General features: G+C 70.4%; 13 protein-coding genes and 1 tRNA gene. 10 read left to right on the forward strand and 4 right to left on the reverse strand.

Annotated features, from left to right (window positions below; genetic code table 11):
- Nucleotides 1–64 precede the first annotated feature (64 nt).
- Nucleotides 65–388, reverse strand: coding sequence for a hypothetical protein (locus tag ACTOQ2_RS28695; protein WP_440103738.1), 324 nt, complete (start codon nt 386–388; stop codon nt 65–67).
- 247 nt (nt 389–635) lie between these two features.
- Nucleotides 636–721, reverse strand: a tRNA-Leu gene (locus ACTOQ2_RS28700).
- 167 nt (nt 722–888) lie between these two features.
- Between ACTOQ2_RS28700 and ACTOQ2_RS28705 the strand changes: the two genes are divergently transcribed.
- Complete coding sequence (locus tag ACTOQ2_RS28705; RefSeq protein ID WP_440103740.1) at nt 889–2196, forward strand: M20/M25/M40 family metallo-hydrolase; 1308 nt, start codon at nt 889–891, stop codon at nt 2194–2196.
- 976 nt (nt 2197–3172) lie between these two features.
- Nucleotides 3173–5506: a chaplin family protein gene (locus ACTOQ2_RS28710; protein WP_440103741.1), complete on the forward strand. Its 2334-nt coding sequence runs from the start codon at nt 3173–3175 to the stop codon at nt 5504–5506.
- Nucleotides 5507–5702: 196 nt separating this feature from the next.
- On the opposite strand, the gene ACTOQ2_RS28715 is transcribed toward ACTOQ2_RS28710, so the two are convergent.
- Nucleotides 5703–6119 (reverse strand): DUF5703 family protein, encoded by a 417-nt coding sequence (locus ACTOQ2_RS28715; RefSeq protein WP_425581893.1) that lies wholly within the window; start codon nt 6117–6119, stop codon nt 5703–5705.
- Here ACTOQ2_RS28715 and topA point away from each other — a divergent pair.
- The 4 genes from topA (at nt 6046) to ACTOQ2_RS28735 (ending at nt 13919) form a co-directional block, all read left to right on the forward strand.
- Entirely contained in the window at nt 6046–8700 is a 2655-nt protein-coding gene (gene topA, locus ACTOQ2_RS28720; RefSeq protein ID WP_440103743.1) for a type I DNA topoisomerase, read from the forward strand. The two genes, ACTOQ2_RS28715 and topA, sit on opposite strands and share 74 nt — an antisense overlap.
- 178 nt (nt 8701–8878) lie before the next feature.
- Nucleotides 8879–10267 (forward strand): metallophosphoesterase, encoded by a 1389-nt coding sequence (locus ACTOQ2_RS28725; RefSeq protein WP_440103745.1) that lies wholly within the window; start codon nt 8879–8881, stop codon nt 10265–10267.
- A gap of 315 nt (nt 10268–10582) precedes the next feature.
- On the forward strand, nt 10583–12643 hold the full coding sequence (tmk, locus tag ACTOQ2_RS28730; RefSeq protein WP_440072728.1) for a dTMP kinase: 2061 nt from the start codon (nt 10583–10585) through the stop codon (nt 12641–12643).
- Nucleotides 12644–12737: 94 nt separating this feature from the next.
- Nucleotides 12738–13919, forward strand: a complete 1182-nt coding sequence (locus ACTOQ2_RS28735) for a DNA polymerase III subunit delta' (protein WP_440103747.1) — start codon at nt 12738–12740, stop codon at nt 13917–13919.
- A 53-nt stretch (nt 13920–13972) separates the two neighbouring features.
- Here ACTOQ2_RS28735 and ACTOQ2_RS28740 read toward each other — a convergent pair whose 3' ends face one another.
- Nucleotides 13973–14353 carry a tautomerase family protein gene (locus tag ACTOQ2_RS28740; RefSeq protein ID WP_440103749.1) on the reverse strand — a complete coding sequence of 127 codons (381 nt, stop codon included), beginning with the start codon at nt 14351–14353 and terminating at the stop codon, nt 13973–13975.
- A gap of 64 nt (nt 14354–14417) precedes the next feature.
- On the opposite strand from ACTOQ2_RS28740, the gene ACTOQ2_RS28745 reads away from it, so the two are divergent.
- From ACTOQ2_RS28745 to ACTOQ2_RS28760, 4 genes are all read left to right on the forward strand, one after another.
- Complete coding sequence (locus ACTOQ2_RS28745; protein ID WP_440072733.1) at nt 14418–14906, forward strand: MarR family winged helix-turn-helix transcriptional regulator; 489 nt, start codon at nt 14418–14420, stop codon at nt 14904–14906.
- A gap of 455 nt (nt 14907–15361) precedes the next feature.
- On the forward strand, nt 15362–16132 hold the full coding sequence (locus ACTOQ2_RS28750) for a hypothetical protein (protein WP_440103751.1): 771 nt from the start codon (nt 15362–15364) through the stop codon (nt 16130–16132).
- On the forward strand, nt 16129–17283 hold the full coding sequence (locus ACTOQ2_RS28755; RefSeq protein WP_440072736.1) for a glycosyltransferase family 4 protein: 1155 nt from the start codon (nt 16129–16131) through the stop codon (nt 17281–17283). Before ACTOQ2_RS28750 ends, ACTOQ2_RS28755 begins: the two co-directional genes overlap by 4 nt.
- 324 nt (nt 17284–17607) lie before the next feature.
- Nucleotides 17608–18453 carry a PSP1 domain-containing protein gene (locus tag ACTOQ2_RS28760; protein ID WP_440103965.1) on the forward strand — a complete coding sequence of 282 codons (846 nt, stop codon included), beginning with the start codon at nt 17608–17610 and terminating at the stop codon, nt 18451–18453.
- The last annotated feature ends 228 nt before the right edge of the window (nt 18454–18681 follow it).

Here is an 18681-nt window from a genome sequence, read left to right on the forward strand (position 1 = left end):
CACTGTGCTCGATACCCGTTCTCGCCCTGCTCATGTCAGTTAAGGAACTTGATCCCTGTTTGTCTCACTTGAGCTTGGCACAGAGGGCTTTCCCGAGGAGTACGCCCTGGCGAATCGGGTCATGCACCCTCGCAATGTCTACATCCGAGAGGACGCGATCGTTCCGAAGCTTGATCACTGGTTGGGGAGGTTGTTCGCTCCTCACCGAGTCGATGAGACGCTTGGCCTTCTGGTCGAAGCCCAGCGGATCGAGCCGTCGGAGCATGAAAATCTCGCCGTGGCGCGGCGTCAACTGGCTGAATGCGATCGAAAGCTCGCCCAGCATCGCGCCGCGCCGGAGGCGGGTGCGGACCCTGCCGTGGTCGCCGGCTGGATCCGAGAGGAACAAGCCAAGAAGATCCGAGCCGAAGCACAGCTACGCCGTGAACCGAACCGTAGGCGGCAGCTCACCCGAGACGACCTTGCGAAGGTGATGAACACCATGGGTGACGCAGTACGGCTTCTGGGAAAGGCTGAGCCGGTCAGGAAGGCCCGGCTGTACGCCGGGCTCGGCGTTCGGCTGACCTATCGCCCCGGCAAAAGAAGAATCCTGGTCAGCTCTACGCCTGACCAGGACCTCATGGGCAAATCGAACGTGTCCGAGGGGGGACTTGAACCCCCATGCCCCGCAAAGGGCACTAGCACCTCAAGCTAGCGCGTCTGCCTATTCCGCCACCCGGACGTGGTGCCTGCACGTGGGACCGTCATCCCGCGTCGGCGGACTTAGGTTAGCAAACTCTTGAGCCGGCGTCATATCGGTAAGAGGGCGGGCAAGGGCGAGGTGCCGGGAAGGGGGGTCCGGCGGCAGGATGGGAGGTGGAAGCCGTACCGAACCCCAAGGAGTCCCACATGACGGCGATCAACGCTGAGGACGAGGTCGTCGGGCTGTGCCGCGACCTGATCCGGATCGACTCGACCAACGCGGGCGACAACTCGGGGCCCGGTGAGCGGGCCGCCGCCGAGTACGTGGCCGAGAAGCTGTCGGAGGTCGGGCTGGAGCCGAAGATCCTGGAGTCGGACAGCCGCCGGGCCAACGTGATCGCCCGCATCGCGGGGGAGGACTCCTCCCGCGACGCCCTGCTGCTCCACGGGCACCTGGACGTCGTCCCCTTCAACGCGGACGACTGGACCCAGCACCCGCTCAGCGGCGAGATCGCCGACGGCTGCGTCTGGGGGCGCGGCGCGGTCGACATGAAGAACATGGACGCGATGATCCTCGCGGTCGTACGGCAGAGGCTCAGCGAGGGCCGCCGCCCGCCGAGGGACGTGGTGCTGGCGTTCACCGCCGACGAGGAGGCGGGCGGCAAGTACGGCGCGCAGTGGCTGGCCGACGAGCACAAGGACCTGTTCGACGGGTGTTCCGAGGCGATCGGCGAGGTGGGCGGGTTCAGCGTCTCCATCGACGAGGCGCGCAGGCTCTACCTGATCGAGGCCGCCGAGAAGGGCATCGCCTGGATGCGCCTGACCGCCACGGGCAGGGCCGGGCACGGTTCCATGCTCAACGCCGAGAACGCGGTCACCGAGCTGGCCGAGGCGGTGGGCCGCATCGGCCGGTACGAGTGGCCGGTCCGGATGACGCGGACGGTCAGGACGTTCCTGGAGGAGACCTCCAGGGCCCTGGAGCTGGAACTCGACCTCGACGACGCCGAGAAGACCGTCGCCAAGCTGGGGCCGCTCGCCAGGATGATCGGCGCCACGCTGCGCAACACCGCCAACCCCACGATGCTGGAGGCCGGCTACAAGGCCAACGTGATCCCCCAGACCGCGACCGCGCACGTGGACGGCCGCTTCCTGCCGGGGCACGAGGACGAGTTCTTCGAGACGCTCGACGGACTGCTCGGCCCCAACGTGACCAGGGAGTTCGTCTACCACGACATCGCCATCGAGACCGGCTTCGACGGGCCGCTGGTGCGCGCGATGGCCGACGCCCTCGTCGCCGAGGACCCGGGCGCGCTGGCCGTGCCGTACACGCTGTCGGGGGGCACGGACCTCAAGGCGTTCAGCAGGCTGGGCATCCGGGGGTTCGGGTTCGCGCCGCTGAGGCTGCCCGCGGACCTGGACTTCTCCGGGATGTTCCATGGCATCGACGAGAGGGTGCCGGTGGATTCGCTCCGGTTCGGGGTCCGGGTCCTTGACCGTTTCCTGGACGGCTGCTGAGTCGTTCCCGGGAAATCCGTTGTGTTGACTCGATGTGGTGCTAGCGTAACTCTCCGTTGAGGGATGGCTCGTGTCCAAACGGGCCCGTCCAGGAGCTTTGGGGAGGTCACGTGGCACGTGTGCCGCACGGACAGTGGAGGGCGTCCTCGCCCGCTGTTCGACGCGCGCCCGTGGCCCTTCCCGTCGACGACACGATCCCCGACCGGGCTGACCGGATGGCGCGGTTCGCGGCCGGCACTCGGCGGGGCGTCAGGCAAGCCCTCGCTATCGGCGGTCTCCTGGCCGCCGCATGGCTGCTCGCGGTCGTCTTCGGGCTCCTCGGCGCCGCTCCCGCGATCGCGGACACCACCGCGGCGACAGGAGAGGCAGGCTCCCAGACCCCTCACACAGCCGCTTCCGGATCGGCTTCCAGAGCCGATGTCTTCCCCACGGTCAGCGGCGGGCTGTCGGCGACGCACAACGCCGAAGCCATGGCGGGGCGAGGTGTGGACGGGCTCACCAGCCAGTCCAAGCCGGGGTTCCCGGTCCCCGCCACCGTCGAACACGGCTCTGGCGCCAATGGATTCGTGCCCCAGAGCGGTGGTGGATCCGGCCTCCCCGGACCGGGTCCGGGGGATGTCGCGTGGTTCGCCTACGACCCGCGGCAGATGACGCGGCGTGTCCCGCCGGCGTTCGTGCTCCCCCCTGTCGTCCGCACAGCGGCGGACGATCCTTCTTTCTCTCCTGACTGATCTCGTCTCGCGGACCGGCCCATCCCCTCTCGGGTGATCCGCCGGTCGCGGAGCCTGCCTTCATCCTCCGTCCCCAGGAGAACCGCTCCGTTCGGTGAGCGACCAGCAGGCAGCAGAAAAGGCATTTCCCATTCCTCGTGACGGCCCGTCGGGGCCTCCGCTGTGCGGGCCTGTCCGGCCTTCGCATGGCTTCGCGCGCCCCCACGAGGGTCAGGTCCCCCCCGAAACTGCTAGGAGCTTCAATCATGCGTACGTGGGTTACGGGCACGGCCCCCGCGGCACTGCTCGCACTGGGCGTCATGGCCATGGGCGGCGGTACGGCCTTCGCCGACACCGACGGCGACCACTCGATCGGTGGAGGCAACCAGGTCAAACTCCCGATCACCCTGCCGATCGACATCAGCGGCAACGCCGTCGGTGTGGCCGGGCAGTCGGCCGCGTCCTCGGAGGGCGGCGCCTCCGTCGAGAACGGCGACGGCGACGCGGGCGCCGGTGGCAACACCACGTCCGGCCGGGGCAGCATCCTGGGCGGCAACCAGGTCGTCGCTCCCATCACCGCGCCCGTCAACGCCTGTGGCAACGCGGTGTCGGTGTTCGGCCGCTCCGAGGCGGGCTGCCGGGGCGGCGCCTCGGTGCGGAACCAGGGCGGAAGCGGCGGCGGAGCCGGCGGCAACCGCACGAACGGTGAGCACAGCATCGGCGGCGGCAACCAGGTGGTGGCGCCGATCACCGCGCCGATCAACGCCTGTGGCAACTCGTTCGCGATCTTCGGCGGCGCGACCGCCGGTTGCCGTGGCGGGGCCTCGGTGAGCAACCAGGGTGGGGCCGGTCGCGGTGCCGGTGGCAACACCACGTCCGGCCGGGGTTCGGTGCTGGGCGGTAACCAGGTGGTGGCGCCGATCACCGCGCCGATCAACATCTGCGGCAACTCGGTCGCCGTCGTCGGCGGGGCCTTCTCCGGTTGCGAGGGCGGTGCCGAGGTCGTCGGCGGCGGCACCCCGGGTGGTCCTGGGCACCCGGGCGGCCCCGGGCACCCGGGCGGTCCTGGGCACCCCGGTGGTCCTGGGCACCCGGGCGGTCCTGGGTGGCCCGGTAAGCCTGGAGAGCACGAGGGACCCGGCGGGCCCGGAGAGCACGGCAGGCCCGGCGGCAAGCCGGGCAAGCCCGGTTACGGTGACCACGGCGACCGCGGGAAGCAGTGGCCGCGTCCCGGTGGCGGCTGGGAGCACGGCCCGCGTCCGGGCGGCCCCGGTTCGGGCGGTCCCGGCGACGGCTGGAAGCACGGTCCCCGTCCCGGCGGTCCCGGCGGTCCCGGGGGTTACGGCCGGCCGGGCAACGACACCGACGGGCGCTTCGGCGCCGGCAGCGGCAACCAGGTGGTGGCGCCGATCACCGCGCCCGCCGAGGTCTGCGGCAACGCCGTCGGCAACGGCCAGGCGGGTTGCCCCGGAGGAGTGTCGGTGCCCGCGGGCCGGGGCGGCGGTGCGGGCGCCGGTGGCAACACCACGTCCGGCCGGGGTTCGGTGCTGGGTGGTAACCAGGTGGTGGCGCCGATCACCGCGCCGATCAACGTCTGCGGCAACGCGGTCGCCGTCCTGGGCGGCGCGTTCGCCGGTTGCCAGGGCGGTGCGTCCGTCGTGGGCGGCGCCGGCGGTGGCGGCGGCGCGGGTGGCAACACCACGTCCGGCCGGGGTTCGGTGCTGGGTGGTAACCAGGTGGTGGCGCCGATCACCGCGCCGATCAACGTCTGCGGCAACGCGGTGGGCGTGCTCGGCCAGGCCGCGGCCGCGTGCAGGGGCGGCGCCTCGGTCGCGGGCGGTGCGGGCGCGGGTACGGGTGCCGGTGGCAACCGCACCTCCGGCCAGGGTTCGGTGCTGGGGGGCAACCAGGTGGTGGCGCCGATCACTGCGCCGATCAACATCTGCGGCAACGCGGTCGCCGTCCTGGGCGACGCCGCCGCGGGCTGCCTCGGCGGCTCCCGCGCCGGCGGCCCGTCCGGGCGTCCGGGCGGTGGCCACGGCGGTCCCGGTGGTCACGACGGCGGCCAGTGGGGCGGTCCCGGTGGTCATGGCGGTCACGGTGGTCCCGGTGGTCCCGGCGGCTACGACAACGGTCACGGCGGGGATTCCAAGCCCGGCAGGCACCGGACCAGCGGTCTGCTGCCCGCCCTCCCGGCCGTCCCGGCTCTCGGCGGCGCGGCCGGTCAGGCGTCCGCCTCCGGCGTGTCGTCGATGCCCGCGGCCCAGGGCGCGGCGGACCAGGCGCGGTTCCCCGCCGCCGCGAGGCTGCCCGAGCTGCCCGAGCTTCCCGCTGTGCCTGCCGTGCCCGCCACTCCGGCGAGCGACCGGGCCGCGGCGGCCGGGAACGGCTCGCCGCTGGCTCCCGTCACCGACCTGGCCTCCTCGACTCCGGCGGGCTCCCTGCCGGTCGGTGACCTGGGTCTGATGAGCGCCGCCCAGCCTGTCGGGGTGACCGGGATGAACGTCGGTTCCCTGGTCACCCTACTGATCGGCGCGATGGCCGCGGTCGCCGCGACGGTCTTCGGCACCACCCGCCGGATCCGTTTCGGCAAGAAGTAAGGCGCAGAAAGTAAGGCATTAGTCACCCATTAGACACGCTTTCCCAGAGCCACTGAGGAAGGCGCGCAGACGCCTCGACGGCGGTGGGACAGGACGGCCGCGCCCCGGTGGCGCGGCGTCCGCCCGGCCGGCGAGGCATGGAAGCTTTGCCCGTTCCGGGGGCGCGGCCCGGAGCGGGCAAAGCCATGTCCGGGGATCACATCGTCCTGGTCACACGTATGATCTTCCGGCGCAGTCGGACGTCCCGGCGACCGTCGGGATACAGTCGCAGGCGGTCGAGCTCCCAGTCGCCGTATTCTGCATGTTCGGTCAGTATCCGCCGGGCTGCGTCCCGGGATGTGCCACGCGGAAGGTGGAGAACCAAGTAGGAGTAGTCGAGCACAGCGATTAGTCTCCGAGGGTGAGCTGGGGGACGTCGACACTCATAGGGCTTTATTCTGCGTCCTTGCGGCTTCTCTTGGGAGTGTCCCCGGCTGAGACCGGGTAACCCGAGGGGAAGAAAACGGGGAACGAATGCGAACAGCGAGGTAGGAAGCAGCGTGCCAGCCAAGAACGGCAACGCCGACGGAACCCGCCTGGTGATCGTCGAGTCGCCTTCCAAGGCGAAGACCATCGCCGGGTACCTCGGCCGCGGCTACGTCGTGGAGTCCAGCATCGGGCATATTCGCGACCTCCCCGAGAAGGCCGACGACATCCCCGAGAAGTACAAGGGGGAGTCCTGGGCACGCCTCGGCGTCAACGTGGATCACGAGTTCGAGCCGCTCTATGTCGTCAACCACGACAAGAAGGCACAGGTGAGCAAGCTCAAGCAGCTGCTCAAGGACGCCGACGAGCTCTATCTCGCCACTGACGAGGACCGCGAGGGCGAGGCGATCGCCTGGCACCTCCGTGAGGTGCTCAATCCCAAGGTCCCGGTCCACCGCATGGTGTTCCACGAGATCACGCCGCGGGCGATCCAGGAGGCGGTGGCCAACCCCCGCGCCCTGAACCTGAGGCTGGTCGACGCCCAGGAGACCAGGCGCATCCTCGACCGCCTCTACGGCTACGAGGTCAGCCCGGTCCTGTGGAAGAAGGTCAAGCCCAAGCTGTCCGCCGGGCGCGTGCAGTCCGTGGCGACCCGGCTGGTCGTGGAGCGCGAGCGCGAGCGCCTGGCGTTCACCAGCGCGAGTTACTGGGACCTGCAGGCGCTGCTCGACACCGGCCGCGACGAGGTCCCGCACGAGTTCACCGCCATGCTCACCGGCGTGGACGGCAAGCGCGTCGCCCAGGGCCGCGACTTCGCGAGTAACGGCACCCTCAAGAGCGCCGACGTGCTCCACCTCGACGAGCAGGCCGCCCGCGCCCTGGCCGGGCGCCTGGCCGGGGTGCCGTACAAGGTCAGGTCCGTCGAGCGCAAGCCGTACACCCGCAAGCCGTACGCGCCGTTCAGGACGACCACGCTGCAGCAGGAGGCCAGCCGCAAGCTGGGCTTCTCCGCGAAGTCGACCATGCAGGTCGCCCAGCGCCTGTACGAGAACGGCTTCATCACCTACATGCGAACCGACAGCATCACGTTGTCGGAGACCGCCGTCGCGGCGGCCCGCAGCCAGGCCATCAAGCTGTACGGCGCGGCGTACGTGCCCGACAAGCCGCGCGTCTACGCCAGCAAGGTCAAGAACGCGCAGGAGGCGCACGAGGCGATCCGTCCCTCGGGCGAGGAGTTCCGCACGCCGGGCGAGACCGGGCTGAGCGGCGACATGTTCCGCCTGTACGAGCTGATCTGGCAGCGGACCGTGGCCTCCCAGATGAAGGACGCGGTCGGCGAGTCGGTCACCGTCAAGGTGGACGGCACGTCCGGCTCCGGCGAGCGGGTCGAGTTCACCGCCTCCGGGCGGACCATCACCTTCCACGGCTTCCTGAAGGCCTATGTCGAGGGCGCGGACGACCCGTCCACCGACCGGGACGACTCCGAGAAGCGCCTGCCGAACCTGACCGAGAACGACCCGCTCACCGCGTCCGCCCTCAACGTGCTGGCGCACGCCACCAAGCCGCCCGCGCGGTACACCGAGGCGTCGCTGATCAAGGAGCTGGAAGACCGGGAGATCGGCCGCCCGTCGACGTACGCGTCGATCATCGGAACGATCCTCGACCGAGGGTACGTCTTCAAGAAGGGCACGGCCCTGGTGCCGTCCTTCCTGGCGTTCGCGGTGGTCAACCTGCTGGAGCAGCACTTCGGCCACCTCGTCGACTACGACTTCACCGCCGATATGGAGAAGGTCCTCGACGACATCGCCAACGACAGGGCGGAGCGGGTGCCGGAGCTGCGCCGGTTCTACTTCGGTGTGGACGGCGACGAGGGCCTGAAGGAGATGGTCACCGATCTCGACGAGATCGACGCCAAGGAGATCAGCTCGTTCTCGATCAGGGGCACCGACATCATGATCCGGGTGGGCCGCTACGGCCCGTACCTGGACCGCGACGGCGCCCGGGTGAACGTGCCGGAGGACCTGGCTCCCGACGAGCTCACCGCCGAGATGGCCGAGGAGCTGTTCTCCCGCCCGACGGGTGACCGGGAGCTGGGCAAGGACCCGGTGACCGGGCACGTGATCGTGGCCAAGGACGGTCGTTACGGCCCGTACGTCACCGAGATCCTGCCCGAGGAGGCGCCGCCGGCCGAGGGCGCCAAGAAGAGGACCAAGAAGGCCGACGTTCCCAAGCCGCGCACCGGGTCGCTGCTCAAGACGATGTCCCTGGACACCGTCACCCTGGAAGACGCCCTGAAGCTCCTGTCGCTGCCCCGGGTGCTCGGGGTGATCGACGACCAGGAGGTCACCGCCCAGAACGGCAGATTCGGGCCGTACGTCAAGAAGGGCACCGACTCACGCTCCCTGGCGTCGGAGGAGGAGCTGTTCACGGTCACCCTCGACCGGGCCAAGGAGCTGTTCGCCCAGCCCAAGGCCAGGGGGAGGCAGGCCGCCGCGGCGCCGCCGCTGCGCGAACTGGGTGAGGATCCCGTCTCCAAGAAGCCGATCGTGGTGAAGGAGGGGCGGTTCGGGCCCTACGTCACCGACGGGGAGACCAACGCCTCCCTGCGCAAGGGTGACGAGGTCGAGCAGATCACCACCGAGCGCGCCGCCGAGCTCCTCGCCGACCGCCGTGCCCGTGGCCCGGCGCCCAAGCGCCCCCGCACCACCCGGGCCAAGGCGAAGGCCTGACGCGCTGTTCCCGGGGCTCCGGTGACGCACGGGTTCCGGGGTTCCGGTAGCGGGGTGAAGGCCTGGCGCCCCGCTTTCCCGGATTTTCGGAACTTCCGGGGTTCTGGGAACGCATTCGCCGTCCCGGGCGTTCTTCGGAACGCGCCGGGAGCGGCCGGTGGGCGAACGGGAGAGGCGAGTGACGATCGTGGGCTTCGTGTCGCTGGTCGTCTTCGCGATCACGCTGGTCCACTGCTACCTGTGGCATCGCCTGATCCGCTCGACCACGCGGCCCGGACGGACCCGCCGGGTGCTGACGTGGATCCTCGTCGCCCTGGCCGTGCTCGCCCCGGTGACGTTGGTCGCCTCCCGTAGCGAGTGGGGTCACTTCCTGGCGTGGCCGGGGTTCTTCTGGATCGCGGTGATGTTCTACCTCTTCGTGTTCCTGGTGCTCCTGGAGATTCCCCGGGCCGTGGCCCTGACGGTCCTGCGCGTGGTGGAGCTGCGGGCGGAGCGCCGCCGGGTTCCGCCGGGAGTGGCTGCCCGCAGGGCGGCGAGTACCGCGCTCGTGGCCGCTCAGCCGGTACCAGCCGCCCAGCCGGTGTCCGCCGTTCGGTCCGATGCCGCCGGCCGGGATGAGCCCGAGACGGGTTCCGCGATCGGCGGTGTGATCGTCGTTCCGGGTGCCGGGGACGCGCGGCGCGGCGGAGGGGCCAGCGGCGGGGCGAACGATCCGGCCGGGATGAGCAGGAGGCTGTTCATCGCCCGTACGGCCGCGGTCGCCGCCGGGGCGGGGGCGCTGGGCACGGTCGGTTTCGGGGTCGGGACGGCTCTCGGCGACCCGGTGATCGAACCGGTCAGGGTCGTGCTGCCCAGGCTGGATCCGCGCCTGAGCGGCCTGCGGTTCGCGGTGGTCAGCGACATCCACCTGGGCCCGCTCACCGGCACGGAACACACCCGGCGCATCGTTCGCATGATCAACTCCTTGAAGGCCGACGTGGTCGCCGTCGTCGGAGACCTGGTCGACGGCACGGTGGCCGAACTCGGCCCGCTGGCCAGGCCGCTGGAGGACCTCGAATCCCGCTACGGCGCCTACTTCGTCACCGGCAACCACGAGTACTACACCGCCAACGGCCCGCAGGAGTGGATGGAGGAGCTGCGCGGGCTCGGCGTCCGCCCGCTCGGCAACGAGCGCGTCGAGATCGCCCACGGGGGAGCCGTGCTCGACCTCGCGGGGGTCAACGACCTCGGCGGCGTCGCCTCGGGGGACGGCCCCGACTTCGAGCGGGCGCTGGGCGGCGACCGCGACCGTTCCCGGTCCACCGTCCTACTCGCCCACCAGCCGGTCCAGGCCGTCCAGGCGGCCACGTACGGCGTGGACCTCCAGCTGTCCGGCCACACGCACGGTGGTCAGATGGTCCCCTTCAACCTGGTCGTCCCGATGCAGCAGCCGGTCGTCTCCGGCCTCGGCGAGGTGGACGGCACCCAGGTGTACGTGACGCGGGGCGCGGGCTTCTGGGGGCCGCCGGTCCGGGTGGGCGCTCCTCCCGAGATCACCCTGCTGGAAGTCCACCGCGAGCGCCTCTGACAATCCCGCCACGAGCACCTCTGGCCACCTCTGGCCACCTTTGGCCACCTTTGGCCACCTTTGGCCACCTCTGGTGTCCTCGCGGTGAGCGCCTTGGACAATCCCGCGGTGAGCACCGCCTGCACCCTCTCCACGAGCACCTCCGGCACCCTCTCCACGAGCACCTCTGGAAACAGCGGTCCCGGGCGCTTCTTTTCGCAGGGGTGACCTGCGAGGTACGGGGCGGACGTATTACCCTCATGCGACGGGCAGCCGGGCATTTCCGCCTGGCTGGTGTTTTCCCCAGCCCAGCGAGCATCTGGATACGCTGACACTATGACCACCCCTGGCCGGAGCACCGCGCGACGCAAGCCCCCCCACGTGCTGGCCAATGCCCCGTTCCGCAAGCTGTGGACGGCGATGTCGGTGTGCAGCCTGGGAGACTGGCTCAACCTCCTGGCGCTGACCGCCCTCGCGGGCAACCTCACCGCGGCGTCGGGCTACAAGGTCCAGAGCCTGGCCATCGGCGGTGTCTTCGTGGCGAAGATGCTCCCGGCCATCCTGCTGGGCCCGCTCGCGGGCGCGTTCGCCGACCGGTTCGACCGGCGGCTGACGATGTTCTTCTGCGACCTCCTGCGCTTCGCGCTGGTGCTGTCGATCCCGCTGATCGGCAGCTACCAGTGGGTGATCATCGCCACGTTCCTGGTCGAGTGCGTCAACCTCTTCTGGGTCCCGGCCAAGGACGCCACGGTGCCCAACCTGGTGCCCAAGGAGCGGCTGGAGGAGGCCAACCAGCTCAACCTCCTGGTCACGTACGGCACCGCGCCCATCGCGGCGCTGTTGTTCGCGCTGCTGTCGGTCGCCGACGACTTCCTGGGCAGGCTGGTGCCCTTCCTCGCCCAGCGCGAGACCTACCTGGCGCTGTTCATCAGCGCGCTCGCGTACCTGGTCTCGGCCGTCGTCATCTTCTCGCTCAAGGACATCCCGAGGAGCGGCGCGCGGGCCACCTCCACGCCGTCGGTGCTGCGGCAGATCTTCGAGGGCTGGCGGTTCGTCGGCGGCAACCGGCTGATCCGCGGTCTGATCATCGGCATGCTGGGCGCGTTCGCCGCCGGCGGCGCGGTGGTCGGGGTGGCCAAGATCTACGTGGACGCGCTGGGCGGCGGCGACGCGGCGTACGGCGTGGTCTTCGGCGCGGTCTTCGTCGGTATGGCGTCCGGCATGTTCTTCGGGCCCAGGCTGCTGAGGGAGCTGTCGCGGCGGAGGCTGTTCGGCCTGTCGATCGTGGTGGCCGGGCTGGTCCTCGTCGCGATCGCGCTCGTCCACAACCTGGTGATCGTCGTTCTGCTGACCGTGCTGCTCGGCGCCTGCGCCGGGATCGCCTGGATCATCGGCTACACCATGATCGGGCTGGAGGTGGACGACAGCCTGCGGGGCCGTACATTCTCCTTCCTGCAGTCGCTCGCCCGGGTGACCCTGCTGCTGGTGGTCGCGGTCGCGCCGACCCTGGCGGGCCTGTTCGGCGAGCACCAGATCAGGGTCGGCCAGGAGCCGGTCTACCGGTTCGACGGCTCCAACCTGGTGATGCTGGTCGGCGGGCTGCTCGCGACGATCGTCGGGATCGTCGCGCTGCGGCAGATGGACGACCGCAGGGGCGTCTCGATCGTCGCCGACCTGGTCGCCGCGGTGCGTGGCGAGCGGTTCGCCCCCGAGAGCGCCGAGCAGGGGCGCGGGATGTTCGTCGCGTTCGAGGGCGGCGAGGGGTCGGGGAAGACCACCCAGTCCAGGCTGCTGGCGATCTGGCTGCGTGACCAGGGCTTCGACGTCGTGCAGACCCGCGAGCCCGGCTCGACGAAGGTGGGGATGCGGCTGCGCGCGATCCTGCTCGACGCGGTGCACCAGGGGCTGTCCGCGAGGTCCGAGGCGCTGCTGTACGCGGCCGACCGGGCCGAGCACGTGGAGAAGGTCATCCGCCCGGCCCTGTACCGGGGTTCGATGGTGATCTCCGACCGCTACGTCGACTCGTCGCTCGCCTACCAGGGCGCGGGCCGGGCACTGGAGGCCGAGGACGTCACGAGGATCAACAGCTGGGCCACCGGCGGGCTCGTCCCGGACCTCACGGTGCTCATCGACACCCCACCGTCGGTGGGGCTGGCCCGGTTGGGCGGGGCCGCCGACCGCATCGAGTCGGAGCCCCTGGAGTTCCACGAGCGCGTCCGCCGCGAGTTCCGGGCGCTGGCCGCCGCCGAGCCCGACCGCTACCTGGTCGTCGACGGGACCCTGCCCCAGAACCAGATCTCCTCGATCATCCAGGACCGGGTCCGCGAGATCCTGCCCGACCCGGTGCCGCGGGAGTCGGAGGACGTCACCGGGACCATGCCCGCCATCCGTGACTGAGCCCGCGTGGCGGTGGCCGGTACGGGTGAGCTCGGGCCGTGCCGGGAGCGCGATCCGCGACTGAGCCCGTGTCCCCGGCGGTAGGTTGGGGGACGTGGGAGTCTTTGATGATCTTGTGGGGCAGGAGCGGGCCGCCACGACGCTCCGCCGGGCGGCGGCGGCCGGGGCCGACCTGCTGGCCGGGGGGCGCGGCGCCGGAATGACCCACGCGTGGCTGTTCACCGGGCCGCCCGGGTCCGGGCGCGAGGAGGCCGCGCGGGCGTTCACCGCCGCGCTGTTCTGCCCCGACCAGGGGTGCGGCCACTGCGACATGTGCCACCAGGTGGCGGTCGGCTCCCATCCCGACCTGGAGATCGTCCGCCCGCAGGGGCTCTCGTACGGCATCAAGGACACCCGGCGGCTCATCCTGCGCGCGGCCGGGGCGCCGACGCTGGGCCGCTGGCGGGTCGTGCTGTTCGAGGACGCCGACCGGGCGACCGAGGGGGCGTCCAACGCGCTGCTCAAGGCCATCGAGGAGCCGCCGCCGAAGACGGTGTGGCTGCTCTGCGCGCCCTCCCCGGACGACATGATGATCACCATCAGGTCCCGCTGCCGGCTCGTCACGCTCGTCACCCCGCCCACCGCGGCGGTCGCCCACGTGCTGGCCACGCGCGAGAACGTGCCGCCGGGGATAGCGGAGTTCGCCGCCAGGGCCGCCCAGGGGCACATCGACCGCGCCCGCAGGCTGGCGCTGGACGCGGAGGCGCGTGCGCGACGTGAGGCGGTGCTGTCCATCCCCCGGTCGCTGACCGGCGTCGGGGAGTGCGTGATGGCCGCCGAGCGGCTGGTGAAGACCGCCGAGGACGAGGCCGCCGCGGTCACCGCGGTGCTGAACGAGTCGGAGATCACCGAGTTGCGCCAGGTCTACGGCGAGGGCTCCACCGGCAAGGGGCTCAACAGGGGCCTGATCCGCGGCGGTGCCGGCGCGCTCAAGGATCTCGAGGACCGGCAGAAGTCCCGGGCGACCCGCACCAAGCGCGACGTCATCGACGCGTCCCTGCTCGACCTGGTGGCGTTCTACCGGGACGTGCTGGCGGTGCAGTTCGGCGCGCACGTGGAGCTGTCCGGCGAGGACCGCCGCGCCGACCTGGAGGATCTGGCCCGCGCCTCCACACCGGAGGACACCCTGCTCAGGATCGACGCGATCATGCGCTGCCGGAGGCGGCTGGCGTCCAACGTCAGCCCGCAGATGGCGGTCGAGTCGATGACCATCTCGTTGCACCGGCCCCGGCTGTGAGCCGGTCCGGTTCCGGGCCGTGCCGACCTCGACCCGGCTTCAGCGTGGAGCGGTCACGGGGCGAGGTCGCCGCCGACGAAGGTCCGCTCAGGAGGGGAGGCGAGGAGTTCGACCATGGTGCCCGGGCGGAGTTCCTCGCCGAGGACCGATGTGATCGCGTCGGTGAGGGCGGCGCCGAGGCGGGCGGTGATCTCGGCGGCGTCGGGGCGTTCGAACGCGCCTGACCGGACGCCCAACGTGACCGAGACGCTGGTGTCCACGGGCACGCCCCCCTGGGCGAAGCGGCCCGCGGGAACGCCGGACAGCCGGATGCTCACCAGCGGCCGCGCCCACTCGCCGTAGACGCTGACGATCGCTTCGGTCAGGGCGGTCACGAGCTCGGCTTCGTTGCCCGCTAGCCTGGCGTCTGGAAGATGGGCGGTCAGATGCGGCACGGTGAACCTCGTTTCCTTTGACCCTAAAGGCTTTAAGCTTAAAGGTATCGGTGAGGGGTTGCTGATGTCCACTGAACCGGGTGGTATCGCCGTCAACGAGGCCGTCCGCACCCTGCTGTTGCTCATGCCCCGGCTCGTCGGCCGCGCCAAACGTCTGCCGATTCCGCCGGAGCTGCGAGACCTCGACCTGGCGCCCCGGCACCTGGCCCTGCTGGCCCACCTGGAATATGACGGCCCCGCCGGCGTGAACGAGCTCGCCGATCGGCTGGAGGTGGCGCCGACGACCGTCAGCCTCATGGTCAGCGAACTGGTGCGGCCAGGTGTCCTGGAGCGGACCGCCGACCCCGCCGACCGTCGCCGCCGCATCATCGCCATCACCCCGGCCTACGCCGAACCGATCCGCGCCTGGCTGTCCGGCAGCGCCACCGCCTGGGAACACGTCATGAGCGGCCTGTCACCCGCCGAACGCGCGACCGTCGTCACCGCACTCCGCTCCTTCGAGGCCGCGCTGGAACGCCGCGACCCGCGACCGAACGACGAACCGCGAAGCTGACCGGCCACATCGGGGTGTCGGTGAGATCGGTGAGACTCGCGTACCCGATGACATGAGTCTTGCCGCTACCCCGTCTCGCGGGCACTTCTGGATGCCGCGGTTCGGGCGGGCATCTCCTGGTTCGCCGGGGGGCGGAGTTCGGGGAGATCGGGGAGATCGGCTCTGGCCGGTATCGGACGCTTCGGAATTTCTCCTGGATCGCCTCGGCGAATATCTGCTGGTGAGAAGGGGGTACTGGCCATCACCAAGCGGTCACTACCCGCCTGTTTACGATTAGATGGAACCATTCACCGCTAAGTCACCTCAAAGTACGAGTGTGGGTCGTTAGGATTAACAGGCAAAAATAAGCTATTTCGTTGTAAATCGGTGGACAGTGTCCTGCTCTACGGGGATGAGCAGAGAAGACCGGGGGACGCTTGGTGAGCATTGGGGCACGCCACGGAGTGATTCCGTCCGTGAGCGGGCGGGCCGTCACGAGCCGTGTGGGCAACGACGACACGCTGAGGATCGAATGGCCCGAGCCGGTCGACGGAAACGACGGGAATACCGGGAACACCGGGAATAGCGGGAATGGCGGAAACGGCGCGGAGATCGTCCTGCGGCACGTGGAGACCGGTGAGGAGTGCGGGGCCGCGGATCTGACGGCACTGTCCGCGGGTGTCTGGATGGCGTCGCGCGGCGGCGAGCCCATCTTCACCGATGATCCGGGGTTCTCGCTCGACGGGTTGTGGTCCTACGCCGAGACCCGCCGCAACCGGGAGATCAGGGCGTTCCGTACCTCCCTCGGCACGCTGGGCCTGCAGGTCCGCGAGGTCGAGCCGTACGTCGAGGTGATCCGCGTGACCGCGGAGGGCGGCGTGATCCAGGTGGAGGGCGCCATCGCGTACGGCGATCCGATCCGGGGGGCGGCCAGGCTCGTGGCGGTGGCCCGCCGGGGGCCGGAGCCCGTGAGCGGGCCCGCGAGCTTCCAGGGGCGGTGGTTCGAGGGAGGGGTGGAGATCGCGCCGATGGCCGAGACGCAGGTGCGGCGCCGGGTCTTCTGGGACCTCTACGCGGAGATCTCCGGAATGCGACTGCCGCTGGCGACCCGACTTGATGACATAACGGATAAGAAGGCCAAAGTTCGTTTTCCTGCCCAACGTGTCGGGCAGGTGAGGGTCCGGCCGTACTACACCGAGACCGACAGCCTCGCCGTCGCGCTCAGCATCGAGGAGGTGAGCTCGTGAAGATCTCCTTTCTCATCCTCAACGCCTACGGCATGGGCGGGACCATCCGTGCCACCTTCGACCTCGCCACCGCCCTGTCGGAGCGGCACGAGGTCGAGGTCGTCAGCGTCTTCCAGCACGTCGACAGCCCTTTCCTGCCGCTGGGCTCGCAGGTTCGTCTGCGCTCGCTGGTGGACCTGAGGGAGGGGGCCAGGGTCCGCTGGCCGTACACGAAGAAAGCCGAGCGGCTGGGCGCGCGGGAGAGCGCGCTGATCCACCCCGAGGAGCGCGCGTACGCCTCCTTCAGCGCCTGGAGTGACGAGGTTCTCGTCCGCGAGCTGCGCAGGCTCCGCAGCGACGTGCTGATCACCACCCGCGCGGGGCTCAACATCATGGCCGCGAGGTACGCCCGCAAGCGGGTCGTCACGATCGCCCAGGAGCACCTGCACTTCGAGGCCCACCAGCCCGGGATCTTCGAGGAGATCCGGACGTGGTACCCGAAGCTCGACGCCGTCGTGACCCTCACCGAGGCCGACGAGCACGACTACCGCAAGATGCTCAACGGGTCGTCCACCCGGGTGTTCACCATCGGCAACGGGCTGCCCGGCGGGCCGCGTCCGCGCTCCAGGCAGGAGAACCGGATCGTGCTGGCCGCGGGCAGGCTGGTGCCGGTCAAGGGGTACGACCGGCTGCTGAAGGCGTTCGTCCGGGTGGCCAGGGAACGCCCGGACTGGAAGCTGCGGATCTACGGTGAGGGCCGGGTCGGCGACAAGCTGGTCAGGCAGTCCGTCAAGCTGCGCCTGCACAACAACGTCACGTTCATGGGTCCCACCGGAGACATCGAGGGCGAGCTCGCCAAGGCCTCGATCCACGCGGTCAGCTCCCGGTTCGAGGGCTTCGGCATGACCATCATCGAGGCGTTCGCCTCCGGGGTGCCGGTGATCAGCTTCGACTGCCCCCGGGGCCCCCGCGAGATCATCACCTCCGGGGTGAACGGGCTGCTGGTCCCCGCCGACGACGTGGACGCCCTGGCCGGTGGGCTGATCCAGATGATCGACGACGAGGAGGGGCGCCGCCGGATGGCCGAGAACGCCCTCCGGACGGCCAGGAACTACGACCTCTCCATGATCGTCAATCGCTGGGAGAAGTCCTTCGCCGAACTCGGCCGCTGACCGGAGCGGCGGACGGCCCGGCAGGGCGTCTCCGTGACGTGACCCTGTCGTCTTCGGGAGGGACTCCCGATCCAGTGATCGAAATGCTCTCCCACGAAAAGCCCCTGGCCAGGGACCGCGCCGGCGCCGCGACGTCGACGGAGTCCCCGGCCAGGGGATGGGTTTCCAGGGAACGAGTGAGAGACGCGCAGGCCGGCCGGAGGGGCGTACGGGGCTCGTCGCAGTCGGCGGCGGGGGCTTTGGGCGGCTCTCCGCGTCCCTGGGTATGACGCGTAGGGTGAGCACGAGCCGTACCCCCAGGTTTGGAGCCATATGGGCATGATCATGGCGGTGAGTTTCACCCGCTACGGCAGGCTGTACTACCTCGATCCCGGTGAGCACAGTCCCAAGGTCGGAGACAAGGTGCTGGTTCCCACCGACGCCGGGCCCGAGGTCGCCGAGTGCGTCTGGGCGCCCCAGTGGACGAGCGAGGAGATCGGCGGGCTGCCGGTGTGCGCGGGCATCGCGAACGAGGAGCACCTGACCCGCGACGAGGGCAACAAGCGGCGGCGCGCCGAGGCCCGCAGCGTCTCCAAGCGCCTGATCAAGCGGCACACGCTGCCCATGAAGGTCGTCGGCGTCGACTACACGGACGCCGAGAACGTCTACACGGTCTATTTCTCGGCCCCCCAGCGGGTCGACTTCCGCGCTCTCGTCCGCGACCTGGCCCGCAACCTGCGCGCCCGGGTGGAACTGCGTCAGATCGGCCCCCGCGACGAGGCACGCCTGCAGGGCGGCATCGGCCCCTGCGGCCGTGACCTGTGCTGCGCCACCTTCCTCAAGGACTTCGAACCGGTCTCCGTCCGGATGGCCAAGGACCAGGACCTGCCGGTCAACCCGCTGCGCATCGCGGGAGCGTGCGGGCGGCTGATGTGCTGCCTGAAGTACGAGCACCCGCTCTATCTCGACGCGCACAGCAGGATGCCCCGCGTCGGGCTGAAGGTCGACACCCCCGAGGGGGCGGGAACCGTCGTGGGCCGCAACGTACCCTCCGACTCCGTCGTGGTCCGCCTGGAGGACGGCGGACGCCGCTGCGCGTGCCCGTCGGCGTCGGTGTGCTCGCCGCGCAAGCAGCACGACGCGGCGTACGGGGACGCGGTGAAGGTCGCCGACGGCGGACCGGAGGGGTGACCGGGGCTTTCCGAGGCCCGCCCGGGTCATGATCCCTTGGACGCCCGCGGGTCTTCGGTCTGGTGAACGACGTGGCACGGCCCCCCGGGGTCCGTGCCACGTGGCCGCTCGCGGCCCGCGTGTCCGCCTGGGCGATGCGCGGTCGCGGGGCCCGGCGCGGGCGTAGGATGCGAGCGGTCAGCCTCTCCGCGCGCGTCGGCTCCCCTCGCCGGACCCGCGTGCGATCCC

The organism is Streptosporangium sp. H16, from assembly GCF_051918855.1.
In the GTDB taxonomy this organism is placed as follows: domain Bacteria; phylum Actinomycetota; class Actinomycetes; order Streptosporangiales; family Streptosporangiaceae; genus Streptosporangium.